We start from the raw sequence: 16,320 nt of genomic DNA on the forward strand, positions 1-16,320 counted from the left end.
GATAGAGGAGAGACCTAATGAACCATCATTCCCACGTCATGGACCCGTTCAACCCGGCCGTCCCCGTGCAGACTTTCGATCAGATGAAGATCTCGATCGCGTCGCCGGAAAAGATCCTTTCCTGGTCCTACGGCGAGATCAAGAAGCCCGAGACCATCAACTACCGCACGTTCAAGCCCGAGCGCGACGGCCTGTTCTGCGCCCGCATCTTCGGGCCAGTGAAGGACTACGAGTGCCTGTGCGGCAAGTACAAGCGCATGAAGTTCAAGGGCGTCATCTGTGAGAAGTGCGGCGTTGAAGTCACGCTGAGCCGCGTGCGTCGTGAGCGCATGGGCCACATCGAACTGGCTGCCCCGGTTGCCCACATCTGGTTCCTGAAGTCGCTGCCGAGCCGCATCGCGCTGCTGCTCGACATGACGCTGAAGGACATCGAGCGCATCCTCTATTTCGAGAACTACGTCGTTCTCGATCCGGGCCTGACGCCGTTCACGCAGAACGAGCTGCTGACCGAAGAGCAGTTCCTCGATGCGCAGGACGAATACGGTGCCGACAGCTTCACTGCCAAGATCGGCGCCGAGGCCATCCGCGAAATCCTGCTCTCGCTCGATCTTGAAAAGATCGCGGCGGACCTGCGCGTGGAGATCGCCGAGGCGACCACGGAGCTCAAGCCCAAGAAGCTGGCCAAGCGCCTCAAGATCGTCGAGCAGTTCATCGTCTCGGGCAACAAGCCCGAATGGATGATCATGACCGTCATTCCGGTGATCCCGCCGGAACTGCGTCCGCTCGTCCCGCTCGATGGCGGCCGTTTCGCCACGTCCGATCTCAACGACCTCTATCGTCGCGTGATCAACCGCAACAACCGGTTGAAGCGCCTGATCGAGCTGCGCGCGCCCGACATCATCATCCGCAACGAAAAGCGCATGCTGCAGGAGGCCGTCGACGCGCTGTTCGACAACGGCCGCCGTGGCCGCACGATCACCGGCGCCAACAAGCGTCCGCTGAAGTCGCTCTCCGACATGCTCAAGGGCAAGCAGGGCCGGTTCCGCCAGAACCTGCTCGGCAAGCGCGTGGACTATTCGGGCCGCTCGGTGATCACCGTGGGTCCGAACCTCAAGCTGCACCAGTGCGGTCTTCCCAAGAAGATGGCGCTCGAGCTGTTCAAGCCGTTCATCTACTCGCGCCTTGAAGCCAAGGGCTTCAGCTCGACGGTGAAGCAGGCCAAGAAGCTGGTCGAGAAGGAAAAGCCGGAAGTTTGGGATATCCTCGATGAGGTCATCCGCGAGCACCCGGTGCTGCTCAACCGTGCGCCGACGCTCCACCGCCTGGGTATCCAGGCGTTCGAGCCGACATTGATCGAGGGCAAGGCGATCCGTCTGCACCCGCTCGTCTGTACCGCGTTCAACGCGGACTTCGACGGCGACCAGATGGCCGTTCACGTGCCGCTGTCGCTCGAAGCGCAGCTCGAAGCCCGTGTGCTGATGATGTCGACCAACAACATCCTGCACCCGGCCAACGGCCAGCCGATCATCGTGCCGAGCCAGGACATCGTGCTTGGTCTCTATTACCTCTCGCTCATGAACGAAAATGAGCCGGGTGAGGGCATGGCGTTCGGCTCCTACGCAGAGCTCGAGCATGCGCTCGACAATGGCGTGGTGACCTTCCACACCAAGATCAAGGCCCGTGTCCCGGCCTGGAACGAGGACGGCAGCAAGACCACGGAGATCGTCGAGACGACCCCGGGCCGCATGCTGATCGGCCAGATCCTGCCGCAGAACCCGGCCGTGCCGTTCGCCACCGCGAACCAGCTGATGACCAAGAAGATGATCTCCAAGATGATCGACACGGTCTATCGTGGCTGCGGCCAGAAGGAGACGGTCATCTTCTGTGACCGCGTCATGCAGCTGGGCTTCAAGCACGCCTGTGACGCCGGCATCTCCTTCGGCAAGGACGACATGGTCATCCCTGCCTCGAAGTACACTATCGTGGAAGAGACCCGGAAGCTGGTCGAGGAATTCGAGCAGCAGTACAATGACGGCCTGATCACTCAGGGCGAAAAGTACAACAAGGTCGTCGACGCCTGGGCCAAGTGCGGTGACAAGGTCGCCGAGGAAATGATGAAGGGTATCGCCTCCGTCCAATACGACGAGGAAACCAAGCGTCAGAAGCCGATCAACTCGGTCTACATGATGAGCCACTCGGGTGCTCGTGGTTCACCGGCGCAGATGAAGCAGCTCGCCGGCATGCGCGGCCTCATGGCCAAGCCCGACGGCTCGATCATCGAAACGCCGATCACCGCGAACTTCAAGGAAGGCCTCAACGTGCTGGAGTACTTCAACTCTTCGCACGGTGCCCGCAAGGGTCTGGCCGATACCGCTCTGAAGACCGCCAACTCGGGTTACCTGACGCGGCGTCTCGTCGACGTGGCGCAGGATGCGATCATCGTGTCCGAGGATTGCGGTACCGATCGTGGGCTGACCATGGAGTCGATCATCGACGCCGGTCAGGTGGTGGCCTCTCTGGGGCAGCGTATCCTTGGCCGGACGACCGCGGACGACGTGTTCCATCCGTTGACCGGCGAGTTGGTTGCTCCCAAGGGCACCTTGCTCGAAGAGAAGCATATCGACGTCATCGAAGAGGCCCGCATCCAGTCGGTCCGCATTCGTTCTCCGCTGACCTGCGACATGCGCCAGGGGTGCTGCGCGGCCTGTTATGGTCGTGACCTTGCCCGTGGCACGCCGGTCAACATGGGTGAAGCCGTTGGTGTCATCGCGGCTCAGTCCATCGGTGAACCCGGTACCCAGCTCACCATGCGTACGTTCCACATCGGTGGTACGGCACAGGTGGTCGACAGCTCGTTCCTCGAGGCCGGTGCCGAGGGCACGATTGCCGTTCGCAATCCGAGCCTGGCGCAGGTCGAGGGCGGCAAGCAGGTCGTCATGGCCCGTAACGTCTCCCTCGCCATCCTCGACAAGGACGGCAAGGAGCGGGTCAGCCACAAGGTCGCCTATGGCTCCAAGCTTCTGGTCAAGGAGGGCGATGCCGTTCGCCGTGGCCAGCGTCTGGCCGAATGGGATCCATACACTCGTCCGATCCTGGCCGATGTGGACGGCGAGGTGAACTTCGAGGATCTTCTCGACGGTGCTTCCGTGACGGAAACCACCGACGAGGCGACCGGCTTCACCAAGCGCGTCATCATCGATTGGCGCGGCAGCCAGCGTGGCGAAGGCCTCAAGCCGGCCCTCACCATCGTGCGCGGTGGCCAGGTCGCCAAGACCGATCGTGGCAACGATGCCCGTTACCAGCTCAGCGTTGACGCGGTCATTGCCGTGGATCAGGGCCAGAAGGTGTCGCCGGGTGACGTGCTTGCGCGTATCCCGCTCGAGAGCGCCAAGACCAAGGACATCACCGGCGGTCTGCCGCGTGTGGCCGAACTGTTCGAGGCTCGTCGTCCGAAGGACCACGCCATCATCGCCGAGATCGATGGCACGATCCGCTTCGGTCGCGACTACAAGAACAAGCGTCGCGTCATCATCGAGCCAAGCGAAGAGGGTGCCGATCCGGTCGAGTACCTGATTCCGAAGGGCAAGCCGTTCCATCTCCAGGAAGGCGATGCCATCGAGAAGGGCGAATACATTCTGGACGGCAACCCGGCTCCTCATGACATCCTCGCCATCAAGGGCGTCGAGGAACTGGCACGCTATCTCGTCAACGAGATCCAGGAGGTCTATCGCCTGCAGGGCGTGCTGATCAACGACAAGCACATCGAGGTGATCGTTCGCCAGATGCTGCAGAAGGTCGAGATCGTCGAACCCGGCGACTCCGGTCTGCTCAAGGACGAGCAGCTCGACAAGCTGGACTTCGACGAGCTCAATGATGCCCTGGTTGCAGACGGCAAGAAGCCGGCGACGGCCAATCCGGTGCTGCTGGGCATCACCAAGGCTTCGCTGCAGACCCGCTCGTTCATCTCGGCTGCCTCGTTCCAGGAAACGACCCGCGTCCTCACCGAAGCGGCTGTTTCCGGCAAGGCCGACCTTCTCGAAGGCCTCAAGGAAAACGTCATCGTCGGCCGCCTCATCCCGGCGGGCACCGGTGCCGGTCAGTCCAAGGCCAAGTTGATCGCGTCCAAGCGCGACGACCTCATCCTCGAGGAACGCCGCCGTATCGCCGAAACTGCTGCCATCGCGGCGCCTGCCGCCGAGTAAGGCTGTGGAAGTGCGAAAAGGAAAGGGGCCCCGCGGGGGCCCCTTTTGCATTTCAGAACAGGTTGTTCATGTCGTTGGGTTGGGTCAGCGTCTTGCCGTCCGGGCGATCGAGACCCTCGATCCGCTTCATCTGATCCTCCGAAAGAGTGAAGTCCCAGACATCGAAGTTCTCGACCGCACGCTCGGGCTTGCTGGTCTTGGGCAGGGGGATGAGCCCCAGTTGCAGGTGCCAGCGGATCACCACCTGTGCAGCAGTGCGGTCGAGAGACCTGCGATATCCTGGATAACAGGATTCTTGAGCAGCGCGGCGCCCTCGCCACCGATGGGACTGTAGCATTCTACGGCGATGTCATGTGCCTTGAGCCATTCGCGCGTCTCGCGCTGCTGGTAATAGGGGTGCAGCTCGATCTGGTTGACCGCGGGCCTTACCCCGGTCTCCTTGATGATGCGCTCGATGTGTTCCGGCAGGAAGTTCGAGACGCCGATCGACCGGACGCGGCCCTGCTTCTGCAGGTCCACGAACGCTTTCCAGGTTTCGACATACCGGTCGTGCCGCGGCGCGGGCCAATGGATCAGGAAGAGGTCCAGCGTCTCCAGCATGAGCCGCTTCATAGTTCCATCGAACGACTTCAGCGTGCTCTCATACCCTTGGTCGCCCGTCCGCTCCTTGGAGGTGATGAAGAGCTCGTCGCGGGGAATGTCCAGTTGCCCGATGCCGGTCCCAACGCCCTCTTCGTTGTCATAGCCCTGCGCGGTGTCGATGTGCCGGTATCCCGCATCAACGGCGGCCTTGATGATCGCGGGCGTATCCTCATTGGGCAGGCGCCAGACACCGAAGCCGAGCTGAGGGATTGTGTGACCATCGTTGAGGGTGATGGTGGTTGGCTGTGTCATGCGTGCCTCTCGCTGTGTTTCCCGGAGCTAACGCAATGACCAAGGCGTGGCTCCGTTGATCGTCATCCGAAAGGGCAGGGGACCATGATGCCGAACGGAAAACGAAAAAAGCGTCCAGCCGCGCGAGTGCCGCCCGGACGATCGAGAGCCCCGCTTTGCATAGCTCCTGCGCGGCTTTTTCCACGAAAGAATCCTTGACGGGGCGAGTCAGGGGTTCTAAACAGCGCCTACCTAAGCGGTCGGTCGTGGTTGTCACACCGGGTCCCTGCCACCTTGTGCGGGAATCCAGGACAATCAAACACACTGTCGGGTAGCTAGACGAAGCAAATCCTTGGCGCATGACTGCTCCTTCCTTTGAAGGGGGTGGTCCGCTGCAATTGAGGCGCTGCCGTTTCCCTTGTGGGTGCGGGAAAGCGCCACTTTGGTTTGCTTGTGTAGACCGAACTAGAATTTTGGACGATGGAAAGAGCGCAATGCCCACCATTAATCAGCTGATCCGCAAGCCACGCGCCAGCAAGCCAAAGCGGAACAAGGTTCCGGCCATGGAAGCCAACCCGCAAAAGCGCGGCGTCTGCTCCCGTGTGTATACGACGACCCCGAAGAAGCCGAACTCGGCTCTGCGCAAGGTGGCCAAGGTTCGCCTGACCAACCAGCGCGAAGTGATCTCCTACATCCCGGGTGAGGGTCACAATCTGCAGGAGCACTCTGTTGTGCTCATCCGTGGCGGCCGCGTTCGCGACCTGCCGGGCGTGCGCTACCACATCCTGCGCGGCGTGCTCGACACGCAGAGCGTCAAGGATCGCAAGCAGCGCCGCTCGAAGTATGGCGCGAAGCGTCCGAAGTAAGGAGATATTGAGAGATGTCCCGTCGTCACCGCGCCGAGAAGCGTGAAGTCATTCCTGATCCCAAGTTCGGCGATCTGGTCGTTACCAAGTTCATGAACTCCCTGATGAAGGACGGCAAGAAGTCTGCTGCCGAATCCATCGTCTATGGTGCGTTCGATATCGTCGAAGCCAAGACGAAGCAGGATCCGATCACCGTGTTCCACGGTGCTCTGGACAACATCCGTCCGGCCGTCGAAGTGCGTTCGCGCCGCGTTGGTGGTGCCACCTACCAGGTGCCGGTCGAGGTCCGTACGGACCGTCAGCAGGCCCTGGCCATTCGCTGGCTGATCGATAGCGCCCGCAAGCGCGGCGAGAACACCATGCGCGAGCGCCTCTCGGGCGAACTCATGGACGCCATGAATGGCCGCGGCCAGGCTGTGAAGAAACGCGAAGACACGCACCGTATGGCCGACGCCAACCGTGCCTTCTCGCACTACCGCTGGTAGGAAGGAATACCGATGGCACGCGAGTACCCGATCGGCAAATACCGCAATTTCGGCATCATGGCCCACATTGATGCCGGCAAGACCACCACGACCGAACGCATCCTCTACTACACCGGCAAGTCCCACAAGATCGGCGAAGTCCACGACGGCGCCGCCACCATGGACTGGATGGAGCAGGAGCAGGAACGCGGCATCACGATCACGTCCGCTGCGACCACGACCTTCTGGAAGGGTCGCGACGGCACGATGCACCGCTTCAACATCATCGACACTCCCGGCCACGTGGACTTCACCATTGAAGTCGAGCGTTCGCTGCGTGTGCTCGACGGTGCCATTGCGCTGCTCGATGCCAACGCCGGTGTTGAGCCGCAGACGGAAACCGTCTGGCGCCAGGCCGACAAGTACCACGTGCCGCGTCTGATCTTCGTCAACAAGATGGACAAGATCGGTGCCGACTTCTACCGCTGCGTCGAAATGATCGGCTCGCGCCTCGGCGCAAAGGCCGTTCCCGTGCAGCTGCCGATTGGTGCCGAGAACGACTTCAAGGGCGTCATCGACCTGATCGAGATGAATGCCCTGATCTGGCGCAACGAAGAGCTCGGTGCCCAGTGGGACGTCGTCGAGATTCCCGAGGACATGCGTGCCCAGGCCGAGAAGTATCGCGAAGCGATGATCGAGGCTGCGGTCGAGATGGACGACGCCGCCATGGAGTCGTATCTCGAGGGCGAAGTTCCGGACAACATGACCATCCGTCACCTGCTGCGTCGCGGCGTGTGTGACACGAAGTTCTTCTTGATCTTCGCTGGCTCGGCCTTCAAGAACAAGGGCGTGCAGCCCCTGCTCGACGGCGTGGTGGACTTCCTGCCCGCCCCGATCGACGTGCCCGCCATCCAGGGCATCGACGCCAAGACCGAAGAGCCGATCGAACGTCATGCCGACGACAACGAGCCGCTCTCGATGCTGGCCTTCAAGATCGCCAACGACCCGCACATGGGTTCGCTGACCTTCTGCCGCATCTATTCGGGTCACCTCGAGGCCGGTGCGCAGTTGGAAAACACCGTGAAGGGCAAGCGCGAGCGCGTTGGCCGCATGTTCCAGATGCACGCCAACAGCCGTGAGCAGATCACGGAAGCCTTCGCCGGCGACATCGTGGCGATCGTGGGTCTCAAGGATACCACCACGGGTGATACCCTGGCGCCGACGAACTCGCAGGTGATCCTCGAGCGCATGATCTTCCCGGATCCGGTGATCGACATCTCCGTCGAGCCCAAGTCCAAGGCCGACCAGGAAAAGATGGGCCTCGCGCTCAACCGCCTGGCTGCCGAGGATCCCTCGTTCCGCGTCAAGACGGACGAAGAATCGGGCCAGACGATCATTTCCGGCATGGGTGAACTTCACCTCGATATTCTCGTCGACCGCATGCGTCGCGAGTTCAAGGTGGAAGCCAATATCGGCCAGCCGCAGGTGGCTTACCGCGAGACGATCACGCGCAAGACCGACAAGGACTACACCCACAAGAAGCAGTCGGGTGGTTCTGGTCAGTTCGCTCGCATCAAGTTCACGGTCGAGCCGGGTGAAGTGGGCAAGGGCCTTCAGTTCGTCAACTCCATCGTTGGCGGCGCGATCCCGAAGGAATACATCCCGGGCGTGCAGAAGGGCCTGGAATCGGTCATGGGCGCAGGCCCGCTGATCGGCTTCCCGGTGGTTGACGTGAAGGTCACGCTGACCGATGGCGCCTACCACGATGTGGACTCTTCCGTGCTGGCCTTCGAAATCGCGGGTCGTGCGGGTTTCCGCGAAGCCCTGCGTGAAGCCGGCCCGAAGATCCTCGAGCCGATCATGAAGGTTGAAGTTACGACGCCGGATGAGTACATGGGCGACGTCATCGGCGATCTGAATTCGCGTCGTGGTCAGATCCAGGGTACCGAAAGCCGTGGTGTGATCCAGGTCGTGAATGCCTTCGTGCCGCTTGCAAACATGTTCGGTTATGTGAATTCGCTCCGCTCGATGTCCCAGGGCCGCGCCCAGTACTCGATGGTGTTCGATCACTACGAACAGGTTCCGCAGGCAGTCGCCGACGAAGTCCAGGCCAAGTACGCCTAACAACAGCGCAAGCTAAAAAACTCAACTGTAAGTCGGCGATTGCGCTGACGAATTTGGAGAAAAGCGATGGCAAAGGAAAAGTTTTCCCGCACCAAGCCGCATTGCAACATTGGCACCATCGGTCACGTTGACCATGGCAAAACCTCGCTGACCGCTGCGATCACGAAGGTTCTGGCCGAGACCGGCGGCGCCACCTTCAAGGCGTACGACCAGATCGACGCGGCTCCCGAAGAGAAGGCCCGCGGCATCACCATCAACACCGCGCACGTCGAGTACGAGACGGCCAACCGTCACTACGCTCACGTCGATTGCCCCGGCCACGCTGACTATGTGAAGAACATGATCACCGGCGCTGCCCAGATGGACGGCGCGATCCTGGTCGTGTCCGCTGCCGACGGCCCGATGCCGCAGACCCGCGAGCACATCCTGCTCGCCCGTCAGGTCGGTGTGCCGGCTCTCGTGGTGTTCCTGAACAAGTGCGACATGGTGGACGATCCGGAACTGCTCGAGCTCGTCGAACTCGAAGTGCGTGAGCTGCTGAGCTCGTACGAGTTCCCCGGCGACGATATCCCGATCGTCAAGGGTTCGGCCCTCGTCGCTCTGGAAAACGGCGATCCGAAGCTCGGCCACGACGCCGTTCTCGAGCTGATGCGCAATGTTGACGAATACATTCCGCAGCCCGAGCGCCCGATTGACCAACCGTTCCTGATGCCGATCGAAGACGTGTTCTCGATCTCGGGTCGTGGTACCGTTGTGACCGGTCGTGTCGAACGCGGCATCATCAAGGTCGGTGAAGAAGTCGAGATCGTCGGCATCAAGGCGACCCAGAAGACGACCGTTACCGGCGTCGAAATGTTCCGCAAGCTGCTCGATTCGGGTGAGGCTGGCGACAACATTGGTGCCCTGATCCGTGGTATCGACCGCACGCAGGTCGAGCGCGGCCAGGTCCTGTGCAAGCCCGGTTCCGTGACTCCCCACACCGACTTCGTTGCTGAGGCCTATATCCTCACCAAGGAAGAAGGCGGCCGTCACACTCCGTTCTTCGGCAACTATCGTCCGCAGTTCTACTTCCGCACCACCGACGTGACCGGCATCGTGACGCTGCCGGAAGGCACCGAGATGGTCATGCCGGGCGACAACATCAACATGAACGTTCAGCTCATCGTTCCGATCGCCATGGAAGAGAAGCTCCGCTTCGCTATCCGTGAAGGTGGCCGCACCGTCGGCGCCGGCGTCGTCGCGAAGATCCTGAAGTAAGGCTCCTCAAGACATTCGCGGCGCGCGGATGAACGCGCGCCGCGATCCTTTTATGTCAGGATTTGTGAAGATGAACGGTCAGAATATCCGCATCCGCCTCAAGGCGTTTGACCATCGCGTGCTCGACAATTCGACCCGCGAGATCGTCAACACCGCCAAGCGCACGGGTGCCCAGGTTCGCGGGCCGATCCCGCTGCCGACCCGCATCGACAAGTTCACCGTCAACCGCTCGCCCCATATCGACAAAAAGGCGCGTGAGCAGTTCGAGATCCGGACCCACAAGCGCATGCTCGACATTGTGGACCCGACTCCCCAGACGGTCGATGCACTGATGAAGCTTGACCTCGCCGCCGGTGTCGACGTCGAAATCAAGCTCTAAAACAAGAGTTTCCGCGCCTGCCATACACAGGGTCCTCTGAAGCCATGACCCGGCAGAGCGCCAAATGAGAAGGTAAGAACCGATGCGTTCTGGATTGATCGCACAGAAGCTGGGCATGACCCGCATCTTTGCCGAGGACGGCTCGCACGTCCCGGTGACGGTGTTGAGTCTGCAGAACTGCCAGGTGGTGGGCCAGCGTAGCGTGGAGCGGGACGGCTATGTCGCCCTGCAGCTCGGCGCCGGCCAGGCGAAGCCGAAGAACGTCAGCAAGGCCGAGCGCGGCCAGTATGCTGTCGCCAAGGTGGAGCCCAAGCGTCACGTGGTGGAATTCCGCGTTGATGCTGACAACCTCATCGAGGTTGGCGCGACGCTGAAGGCGGACCACTTCGTGGAAGGCCAGCTGGTCGACGTGACCGGAACCTCCATCGGTAAGGGTTTTGCCGGCGGCATGAAGCGCTGGAACTTCGGTGGCCTGCGCGCCTCGCACGGTGTGTCCGTGTCGCACCGTTCGATCGGTTCGACCGGTGGCCGTCAGGACCCGGGAAAGACCTTCAAGAACAAGAAGATGCCGGGCCATATGGGCGATCGTCGCATCACCACGCAGAACGTCAAGGTCGTCAAGACCGACGTGGAGCGTGGCCTGATCATGATCCAGGGTTCGGTCCCGGGTGCCAAGGGCGCCTGGATCATGATCAAGGACGCCGTCAAGAAGCCGGCTCCCGCGAACGTCGCCCTGCCGGGCTCGTTCGAGGCCGCAGCTGCGGGAGAAGCGAAGTAAATGGAACTCAAGGTAACCACACTCGACGGTAAGTCCGCCGGTACGGTCGATCTCAAGGACGAACTCTTCGGTCTCGAAGTCCGTCCCGACATCCTGCACCGCATGGTTCGCTACCAGCAGCTCAAGGCTATGGCCGGCACGCATGACGTGAAGAACCGGTCGGAAGGCGTGCGCACGGGCAAGAAGTTCGTGAAGCAGAAGGGTTCGGGCGGCGCTCGCCACGGCGATCGCAAGGCTCCGCAGTTCCGCGGCGGTGGCCGTGCTTTCGGTCCGACGCCGCGCAGCCATGCCATCGACCTGCCCAAGAAGGTCCGCGCCCTGGCGCTCAAGCATGCGCTTTCCTCCAAGGCCAAGGCCGGGTCGCTCATCGTCATCGACAGCGTCGCCCAGAAGGAAATCAAGACGGCTGCCCTGCGCACCACCTTCGGCAAGCTCGAATGGGCTAACGCGCTGATCATCGATGGAGCGAACGTGGACCAGAACTTCGCTCTGGCCGCCCGCAACATCCCGAACATCGACGTGCTGCCGATCCAGGGGATCAACGTTGTGTCGATCCTGAAGCGCGACAAGCTCGTCCTCACCAAGGCAGCGCTCGAAGCGCTCGAAGCGAGGTTCGCATGAACAAGCTTGCCGCATACGACATCATCCGTAACCCCGTCGTGACGGAAAAGTCGACCATGGCTTCGGAAGCCAACCAAGTCGTCTTCGACGTCGCCATCGACGCCAACAAGACCGACATCAAGGCCGCCGTCGAGCAGCTGTTTTCGGTCAAGGTCAAGGCAGTGAACACCCTCGTCCGCAAGGGCAAGGAAAAGCGCTTCCGCGGCCGCCTGGGGACCCGCAACGACGTCAAGAAGGCGATCGTCACCCTGGTTGATGGTCAGTCGATCGATATTTCGACCGGCCTCTAAGGGACGAGAGACAGACAAATGGCTCTAAAGACTTATAATCCCACCTCCGAAGGCCGTCGCACCCTGGTCACGACCGACCGCTCGGAACTGTGGAAGGGCGCTCCGGTCAAGGCATTGACCCAGGGCCTCACCAAGAAGGGTGGCCGCAACAACACCGGTCGCATCACGGCATTCCACCGTGGCGGCGGGCACAAGCGCAGCTACCGCATGATCGACTTCAAGCGCGTGAAGTTCGACATGGTCGGGACGGTCGAACGTCTCGAGTATGATCCGAACCGCACCGCCTGGATCGCGCTGATCAACTACGAGGACGGCGAGCAGGCCTACATCATTGCTCCGCAGCGTCTGGCTGCCGGCGACAAGGTGATCTCGTCGATGGACACCGTCGACGTGAAGCCGGGCAACGCCATGCCGCTCGAGCGCATGCCGGTCGGCACGATCGTGCACAATATCGAGCTCAAGCCCCGCAAGGGCGCGCAGGTTGCGCGTTCGGCTGGTGCCTATGCCCAGTATGTGGGTCGTGACCAGGGTTGGGCGATCCTTCGCCTTAACTCCGGCGAGCAGCGCCGCGTGCATGGAACGTGTCTGGCCACGGTGGGTGCGGTTTCCAACCAGGACCACTCCAACACCTCGATGGGCAAGGCCGGTCGCAATCGTTGGCTCGGTCGCAAGCCGGTCAACCGCGGCGTGACCATGAACCCGGTCGACCACCCGCATGGTGGTGGTGAAGGCCGTACCTCTGGTGGCCGTCACCCGGTGTCGCCGTGGGGCAAGCCGACCAAGGGCAAGCGTACGCGCAGCAACAAGGCTACGGACCAGTTCATCGTTCGCAGCCGTCACGTGAAGAAGGGCAGGTAAAAACATGACCCGTTCGATTTGGAAGGGGCCGTTCGTCGACGGCTATCTGCTCAAGAAGGCCGAGAAGGCCCAGTCCTCTGGCCGCAACGATGTGGTCAAGATCTGGTCCCGTCGCTCGACCATCCTGCCGCAGTTCGTCGGCATCACGTTCGGCGTCCACAACGGCCAAAAGCACATCCCGGTCTCGGTTACCGAGGAAATGATCGGCCACAAGTTCGGCGAATTCGCTCCGACCCGTACCTACTACGGTCACGCGGCCGACAAGAAGGCCAAGAGGAAGTAAGATGGGCAAGCCAAAGACTGAGCGCGCTCTCAAGGATAACGAGGCCAAGGCTGTGCTGCGCATGCTGCGCATCAGCCCTCAGAAGCTGAACCTCGTCGCGCAGTTGATCCGTGGCAAGAAGGTCGAGCGGGCTCTCGCCGATCTCGAATTCAGCCACAAGCGCATCTCCGGCCAGGTCAAGAAGGTGCTCGAGAGTGCCATCGCCAACGCCGAAAACAACCATGGCCTGGACACCGACGCCCTCGTCGTTGCCGAAGCCTTCGTGGGCAATTCGCTCGTCATGAAGCGGTTCACCGCTCGTGGTCGCGGCCGGTCCTCGCGGATCGAAAAGCCGTTCTCGCATCTGACGATCGTCGTCCGGCAAGTTGAGGAGGCCGCATAATGGGCCAGAAAATCAATCCGATCGGCTTCCGCCTCGGCATCAACCGCACCTGGGACAGCCGTTGGTACGCCGACGGCGGCGAGTACGGTACGCTGCTGCAGGAAGACCTGAAGATCCGCACCATGCTGATGAAGGATCTGAAGGCCGCTGCGGTCTCCAAGATCGTCATCGAGCGTCCGCACCGCAAGTGCCGCGTGTCGATCCACACTGCTCGTCCGGGCATCGTGATCGGCAAGAAGGGCGCAGACATCGACAAGATCCGCGCCAAGGTGAAGAAGTTCACCGACAGCGAAGTGCACATCAACATCGTTGAAGTGCGCAAGCCCGAGACCGATGCGACGCTGGTTGCCCAGGGCATTGCCCAGCAGCTGGAACGCCGCGTGGCCTTCCGTCGTGCCATGAAGCGCGCCGTGCAGACTGCGATCCGCATGGGTGCCGGTGGTATCCGCGTGAACGTGGGTGGCCGCCTCGGTGGCGCCGACATCGCGCGTACCGAATGGTACCGCGAGGGCCGCGTGCCGCTGCACACCCTGCGCGCTGACATCGACTACGGGACCGCTGAGGCCGAGACCACTTACGGCATCATCGGGATCAAGGTCTGGATTTTCAAAGGCGAAGTGCTCGAGCACGACCCCACCGCGCATGAGCGTCGCGCGACTGAGGGTGGTGACGGTGCTGGCCAGCGTGCTCCCCGCGGCGACCGCGGTGACCGTGGCGATCGCGATCGCGCATAAGAAGGTTAGTTCATTATGCTGCAACCGAAGAGAACCAAGTTCCGCAAGGCCCACAAGGGCCGCATCCACGGTGAAGCCAAGGGCGGCACCACGCTGGCCTTCGGCCAGTACGCCCTCAAGGCCACCGAGCCGGAGCGCGTTACTGCCCGCCAGATCGAAGCTGCCCGTCGTGCGATCACTCGCGAGATGAAGCGCCAGGGCCGCGTGTGGATCCGGATTTTCCCGGACGTGCCGGTCTCCAAGAAGCCTACCGAAGTGCGTATGGGTAAGGGCAAGGGCTCCGTCGAATACTGGGCCGCTCGCGTCAAGCCGGGCCGCATCGTTTTTGAGATTGACGGTGTGCCTGAAGACGTTGCAAAGGAGGCGCTTCGCCTCGGAGCAATGAAGCTGCCGATCACCACGCGCATCGTTACGCGCATTGTCGACTAAGGAACACGAGCATGAAAGCCAGTGATGTGCGGAGCAAAACCGCAGACGAACTGAAAGATCAGCTCGTCGACCTGAAAAAAGAACAGTTCAACCTGCGTTTCCAGCGTGCCACCCAGCAGCTGGAAAAGCCGGCCCGGGTCAGGGAAGTCCGTCGCGATATCGCGCGGATCAAGACGATCCTCGGCCAGAAGAACGCAGCTAAGTAAGGATTCACACCCATGCCAAAGCGCGTTTTGCAGGGGACTGTCGTCTCCGACGCCAACGACAAGACCATCGTGGTCCGTGTCGAGCGCCGTTTCACCCATCCGCTTCTGAAGAAGACCGTGCGTCGTTCGAAGAAGTATCACGCTCACGACGAGAACAACGTCGCGAAGGTCGGTCAGACCGTGTGGATCGAGGAAACCGCGCCGATCAGCAAGAACAAGCGCTGGACCCTAGTCCAGGACGCCGCTTCTTCGCCGTCCGCGTAAGAGAAACAATTCAGGTCGGCGCGCCGGATAACGGTGCTGCCGATAATTTAGAAGGCATCCAGTCATGATCCAGATGCAGTCCAATCTCGACGTCGCGGACAATTCCGGCGCTCGTCGTGTCATGTGCATCAAGGTGCTGGGCGGTTCGCATCGCAAGTACGCCTCGGTCGGCGACATCATCGTCGTTTCGGTCAAGGACGCTATTCCGCGTGGCCGCGTCAAAAAGGGCCAGGTGATGAAGGCCGTGGTGGTTCGCACCGCAACCGACATCCGCCGTCCCGATGGCACCGTTATCCGCTTCGACAAGAACGCCGCAGTTCTGATCAACAACAACAAAGAACCTGTCGGCACCCGTATCTTCGGACCGGTCCCGCGCGAACTCCGCGCCCGGAACCACATGAAGATCATCTCGCTCGCCCCAGAGGTGCTGTAATGGCCGCCAAGATCAAGAAGGGCGATAAAGTCGTCGTCCTGGCCGGCAAGGACAAGGGCAAGACCGGTCAGGTCCTGCAGGTCATTCCGTCCGAAACCCGCGCGATCGTCCAGGGCATCAACCTGGTCCGTCGTCACCAGAAGCAGACCGCCTCGAACGATGCCGGCATCTTCACCAAGGAAGCGCCGATCCATCTTTCGAACCTGGCGGTCGCTGACGCCAACGGCAAGCCGACCCGCGTCGGTTACCAGATCAAGGACGGCGTGAAGTCCCGCGTCGCCAAGACCACCGGAGATGCGATCGATGGCTGAGACCGCTTACGTCCCGCGCCTGCGCACCGAATACGACAGCAAGATCAAGGCGTCTCTGCGCGAGCAGTTCGGCTACAAGAACGTGATGGAGCTGCCGCGGCTCGACAAGATCGTCCTGAACATGGGCGTCGGCGAAGCCGTGAATGACACCAAGAAGGTGCGTTCTGCTGCTGATCAGCTCGAGCTGATCGCCGGCCAGAAGCCTGTGATCACTCACGCCCGCAAGTCGATCGCCGGCTTCAAGGTGCGTGAGCACATGCCGCTCGGTGTGAAGGTCACGCTGCGCAAGACTCGCATGTACGAGTTTCTTGATCGCCTCGTGAACATCGCCCTGCCGCGCGTCCGCGACTTCCGCGGCCTCAACCCGAACGCCTTTGACGGCCGTGGCAACTATGCCATGGGCATCAAGGAACACATCATCTTCCCCGAGATCAACTACGATCAGATCGATCAGGTCTGGGGCATGGACATCGTGATCGCCACGACGGCCAAGACCGATGATGAGGCGCGCGCGCTTCTCAAGGCTTTCAACTTCCCGTTCCGCCAGTAAGCGGCGCAGGGAAGGG

Annotated in this window: 19 protein-coding genes and 1 pseudogene; 19 read left to right on the forward strand and 1 reads right to left on the reverse strand. The window is 61.5% G+C overall.

Annotation, left to right across the window (positions count from 1 at the left end; all coding sequences use genetic code 11):
• The first annotated feature begins 17 nt into the window (after positions 1-17).
• Entirely contained in the window at positions 18-4,202 is a 4,185-nt protein-coding gene (rpoC, locus tag IC608_RS03020) for a DNA-directed RNA polymerase subunit beta' (protein ID WP_191772538.1), read from the forward strand.
• A 52-nt stretch (positions 4,203-4,254) separates the two neighbouring features.
• On the opposite strand, the pseudogene IC608_RS03025 reads toward rpoC, so the two are convergent.
• Positions 4,255-5,096, reverse strand: a pseudogene (locus tag IC608_RS03025) (aldo/keto reductase).
• A 473-nt stretch (positions 5,097-5,569) separates the two neighbouring features.
• Between IC608_RS03025 and rpsL the strand changes: the two are divergent.
• From rpsL to rplE, 18 genes are all read left to right on the forward strand, one after another.
• The gene (gene rpsL / locus IC608_RS03030; protein WP_191772539.1) at positions 5,570-5,941 is read left to right on the forward strand and encodes a 30S ribosomal protein S12; all 372 of its coding nucleotides are present in this window, start codon (positions 5,570-5,572) and stop codon (positions 5,939-5,941) included.
• Positions 5,942-5,955: 14 nt separating this feature from the next.
• Positions 5,956-6,426 carry a 30S ribosomal protein S7 gene (gene rpsG / locus IC608_RS03035; RefSeq protein ID WP_191772540.1) on the forward strand — a complete coding sequence of 157 codons (471 nt, stop codon included), beginning with the start codon at positions 5,956-5,958 and terminating at the stop codon, positions 6,424-6,426.
• A 12-nt stretch (positions 6,427-6,438) separates the two neighbouring features.
• A complete protein-coding gene (gene fusA / locus IC608_RS03040; protein ID WP_191772541.1) occupies positions 6,439-8,529 on the forward strand; it encodes an elongation factor G in 2,091 nt (696 codons plus the stop codon).
• Between the two features lie 66 nt (positions 8,530-8,595).
• Positions 8,596-9,786: an elongation factor Tu gene (tuf, locus tag IC608_RS03045; RefSeq protein WP_191772542.1), complete on the forward strand. Its 1,191-nt coding sequence runs from the start codon at positions 8,596-8,598 to the stop codon at positions 9,784-9,786.
• Positions 9,787-9,856: 70 nt separating this feature from the next.
• Positions 9,857-10,165 carry a 30S ribosomal protein S10 gene (rpsJ, locus tag IC608_RS03050; RefSeq protein ID WP_191772543.1) on the forward strand — a complete coding sequence of 103 codons (309 nt, stop codon included), beginning with the start codon at positions 9,857-9,859 and terminating at the stop codon, positions 10,163-10,165.
• An 82-nt stretch (positions 10,166-10,247) separates the two neighbouring features.
• Positions 10,248-10,943: a 50S ribosomal protein L3 gene (rplC, locus tag IC608_RS03055; RefSeq protein ID WP_191772544.1), complete on the forward strand. Its 696-nt coding sequence runs from the start codon at positions 10,248-10,250 to the stop codon at positions 10,941-10,943.
• Entirely contained in the window at positions 10,944-11,564 is a 621-nt protein-coding gene (gene rplD / locus IC608_RS03060) for a 50S ribosomal protein L4 (RefSeq protein ID WP_191772545.1), read from the forward strand.
• Positions 11,561-11,854, forward strand: coding sequence for a 50S ribosomal protein L23 (locus IC608_RS03065; RefSeq protein ID WP_191772546.1), 294 nt, complete (start codon positions 11,561-11,563; stop codon positions 11,852-11,854). The genes rplD and IC608_RS03065 overlap by 4 nt, the downstream gene beginning before the upstream one ends.
• Before the next feature lie 18 nt (positions 11,855-11,872).
• Complete coding sequence (rplB, locus tag IC608_RS03070) at positions 11,873-12,712, forward strand: 50S ribosomal protein L2 (RefSeq protein WP_191772547.1); 840 nt, start codon at positions 11,873-11,875, stop codon at positions 12,710-12,712.
• A 4-nt stretch (positions 12,713-12,716) separates the two neighbouring features.
• Positions 12,717-12,995, forward strand: coding sequence for a 30S ribosomal protein S19 (gene rpsS / locus IC608_RS03075; RefSeq protein ID WP_067453327.1), 279 nt, complete (start codon positions 12,717-12,719; stop codon positions 12,993-12,995).
• Between the two features lies 1 nt (position 12,996).
• Positions 12,997-13,377 carry a 50S ribosomal protein L22 gene (gene rplV / locus IC608_RS03080; protein WP_191772548.1) on the forward strand — a complete coding sequence of 127 codons (381 nt, stop codon included), beginning with the start codon at positions 12,997-12,999 and terminating at the stop codon, positions 13,375-13,377.
• A complete protein-coding gene (gene rpsC, locus IC608_RS03085) occupies positions 13,377-14,111 on the forward strand; it encodes a 30S ribosomal protein S3 (protein ID WP_191772549.1) in 735 nt (244 codons plus the stop codon). Before rplV ends, rpsC begins: the two co-directional genes overlap by 1 nt.
• Positions 14,112-14,126: 15 nt before the next feature.
• On the forward strand, positions 14,127-14,540 hold the full coding sequence (rplP, locus tag IC608_RS03090; RefSeq protein ID WP_191772550.1) for a 50S ribosomal protein L16: 414 nt from the start codon (positions 14,127-14,129) through the stop codon (positions 14,538-14,540).
• An 11-nt stretch (positions 14,541-14,551) separates the two neighbouring features.
• The gene (gene rpmC, locus IC608_RS03095; RefSeq protein WP_191772551.1) at positions 14,552-14,746 is read left to right on the forward strand and encodes a 50S ribosomal protein L29; all 195 of its coding nucleotides are present in this window, start codon (positions 14,552-14,554) and stop codon (positions 14,744-14,746) included.
• A 12-nt stretch (positions 14,747-14,758) separates the two neighbouring features.
• Positions 14,759-15,010 carry a 30S ribosomal protein S17 gene (rpsQ, locus tag IC608_RS03100; RefSeq protein WP_191772552.1) on the forward strand — a complete coding sequence of 84 codons (252 nt, stop codon included), beginning with the start codon at positions 14,759-14,761 and terminating at the stop codon, positions 15,008-15,010.
• Positions 15,011-15,074: 64 nt separating this feature from the next.
• Positions 15,075-15,443, forward strand: a complete 369-nt coding sequence (gene rplN, locus IC608_RS03105; RefSeq protein WP_191772553.1) for a 50S ribosomal protein L14 — start codon at positions 15,075-15,077, stop codon at positions 15,441-15,443.
• Positions 15,443-15,754, forward strand: coding sequence for a 50S ribosomal protein L24 (gene rplX / locus IC608_RS03110; RefSeq protein WP_191772554.1), 312 nt, complete (start codon positions 15,443-15,445; stop codon positions 15,752-15,754). Before rplN ends, rplX begins: the two co-directional genes overlap by 1 nt.
• Positions 15,747-16,304, forward strand: coding sequence for a 50S ribosomal protein L5 (gene rplE, locus IC608_RS03115; protein ID WP_191772555.1), 558 nt, complete (start codon positions 15,747-15,749; stop codon positions 16,302-16,304). Before rplX ends, rplE begins: the two co-directional genes overlap by 8 nt.
• Positions 16,305-16,320: the final 16 nt, after the last annotated feature.

Source organism: Devosia oryzisoli, from assembly GCF_014837245.1.
Lineage (GTDB): Bacteria > Pseudomonadota > Alphaproteobacteria > Rhizobiales > Devosiaceae > Devosia > Devosia oryzisoli.

Excerpts from the sequence above, each read along its gene's own strand:
- IC608_RS03065 (WP_191772546.1), top strand. The coding sequence starts at position 11,561 with ATGAACAAGCTTGCCGCATACGACATCATCCGTAACCCCGTCGTGACG.
- rplP (WP_191772550.1), top strand. The coding sequence starts at position 14,127 with ATGCTGCAACCGAAGAGAACCAAGTTCCGCAAGGCCCACAAGGGCCGC.
- rpsS (WP_067453327.1), top strand. The coding sequence starts at position 12,717 with ATGACCCGTTCGATTTGGAAGGGGCCGTTCGTCGACGGCTATCTGCTC.
- rpsQ (WP_191772552.1), top strand. The coding sequence starts at position 14,759 with ATGCCAAAGCGCGTTTTGCAGGGGACTGTCGTCTCCGACGCCAACGAC.
- rplV (WP_191772548.1), top strand. The coding sequence starts at position 12,997 with ATGGGCAAGCCAAAGACTGAGCGCGCTCTCAAGGATAACGAGGCCAAG.
- rplX (WP_191772554.1), top strand. The coding sequence starts at position 15,443 with ATGGCCGCCAAGATCAAGAAGGGCGATAAAGTCGTCGTCCTGGCCGGC.
- rplC (WP_191772544.1), top strand. The coding sequence starts at position 10,248 with ATGCGTTCTGGATTGATCGCACAGAAGCTGGGCATGACCCGCATCTTT.
- rpsJ (WP_191772543.1), top strand. The coding sequence starts at position 9,857 with ATGAACGGTCAGAATATCCGCATCCGCCTCAAGGCGTTTGACCATCGC.
- rpsL (WP_191772539.1), top strand. The coding sequence starts at position 5,570 with ATGCCCACCATTAATCAGCTGATCCGCAAGCCACGCGCCAGCAAGCCA.
- fusA (WP_191772541.1), top strand. The coding sequence starts at position 6,439 with ATGGCACGCGAGTACCCGATCGGCAAATACCGCAATTTCGGCATCATG.
- rplB (WP_191772547.1), top strand. The coding sequence starts at position 11,873 with ATGGCTCTAAAGACTTATAATCCCACCTCCGAAGGCCGTCGCACCCTG.
- rplD (WP_191772545.1), top strand. The coding sequence starts at position 10,944 with ATGGAACTCAAGGTAACCACACTCGACGGTAAGTCCGCCGGTACGGTC.
- rplN (WP_191772553.1), top strand. The coding sequence starts at position 15,075 with ATGATCCAGATGCAGTCCAATCTCGACGTCGCGGACAATTCCGGCGCT.
- rpsG (WP_191772540.1), top strand. The coding sequence starts at position 5,956 with ATGTCCCGTCGTCACCGCGCCGAGAAGCGTGAAGTCATTCCTGATCCC.
- rplE (WP_191772555.1), top strand. The coding sequence starts at position 15,747 with ATGGCTGAGACCGCTTACGTCCCGCGCCTGCGCACCGAATACGACAGC.
- tuf (WP_191772542.1), top strand. The coding sequence starts at position 8,596 with ATGGCAAAGGAAAAGTTTTCCCGCACCAAGCCGCATTGCAACATTGGC.
- rpmC (WP_191772551.1), top strand. The coding sequence starts at position 14,552 with ATGAAAGCCAGTGATGTGCGGAGCAAAACCGCAGACGAACTGAAAGAT.
- rpoC (WP_191772538.1), top strand. The coding sequence starts at position 18 with ATGAACCATCATTCCCACGTCATGGACCCGTTCAACCCGGCCGTCCCC.
- rpsC (WP_191772549.1), top strand. The coding sequence starts at position 13,377 with ATGGGCCAGAAAATCAATCCGATCGGCTTCCGCCTCGGCATCAACCGC.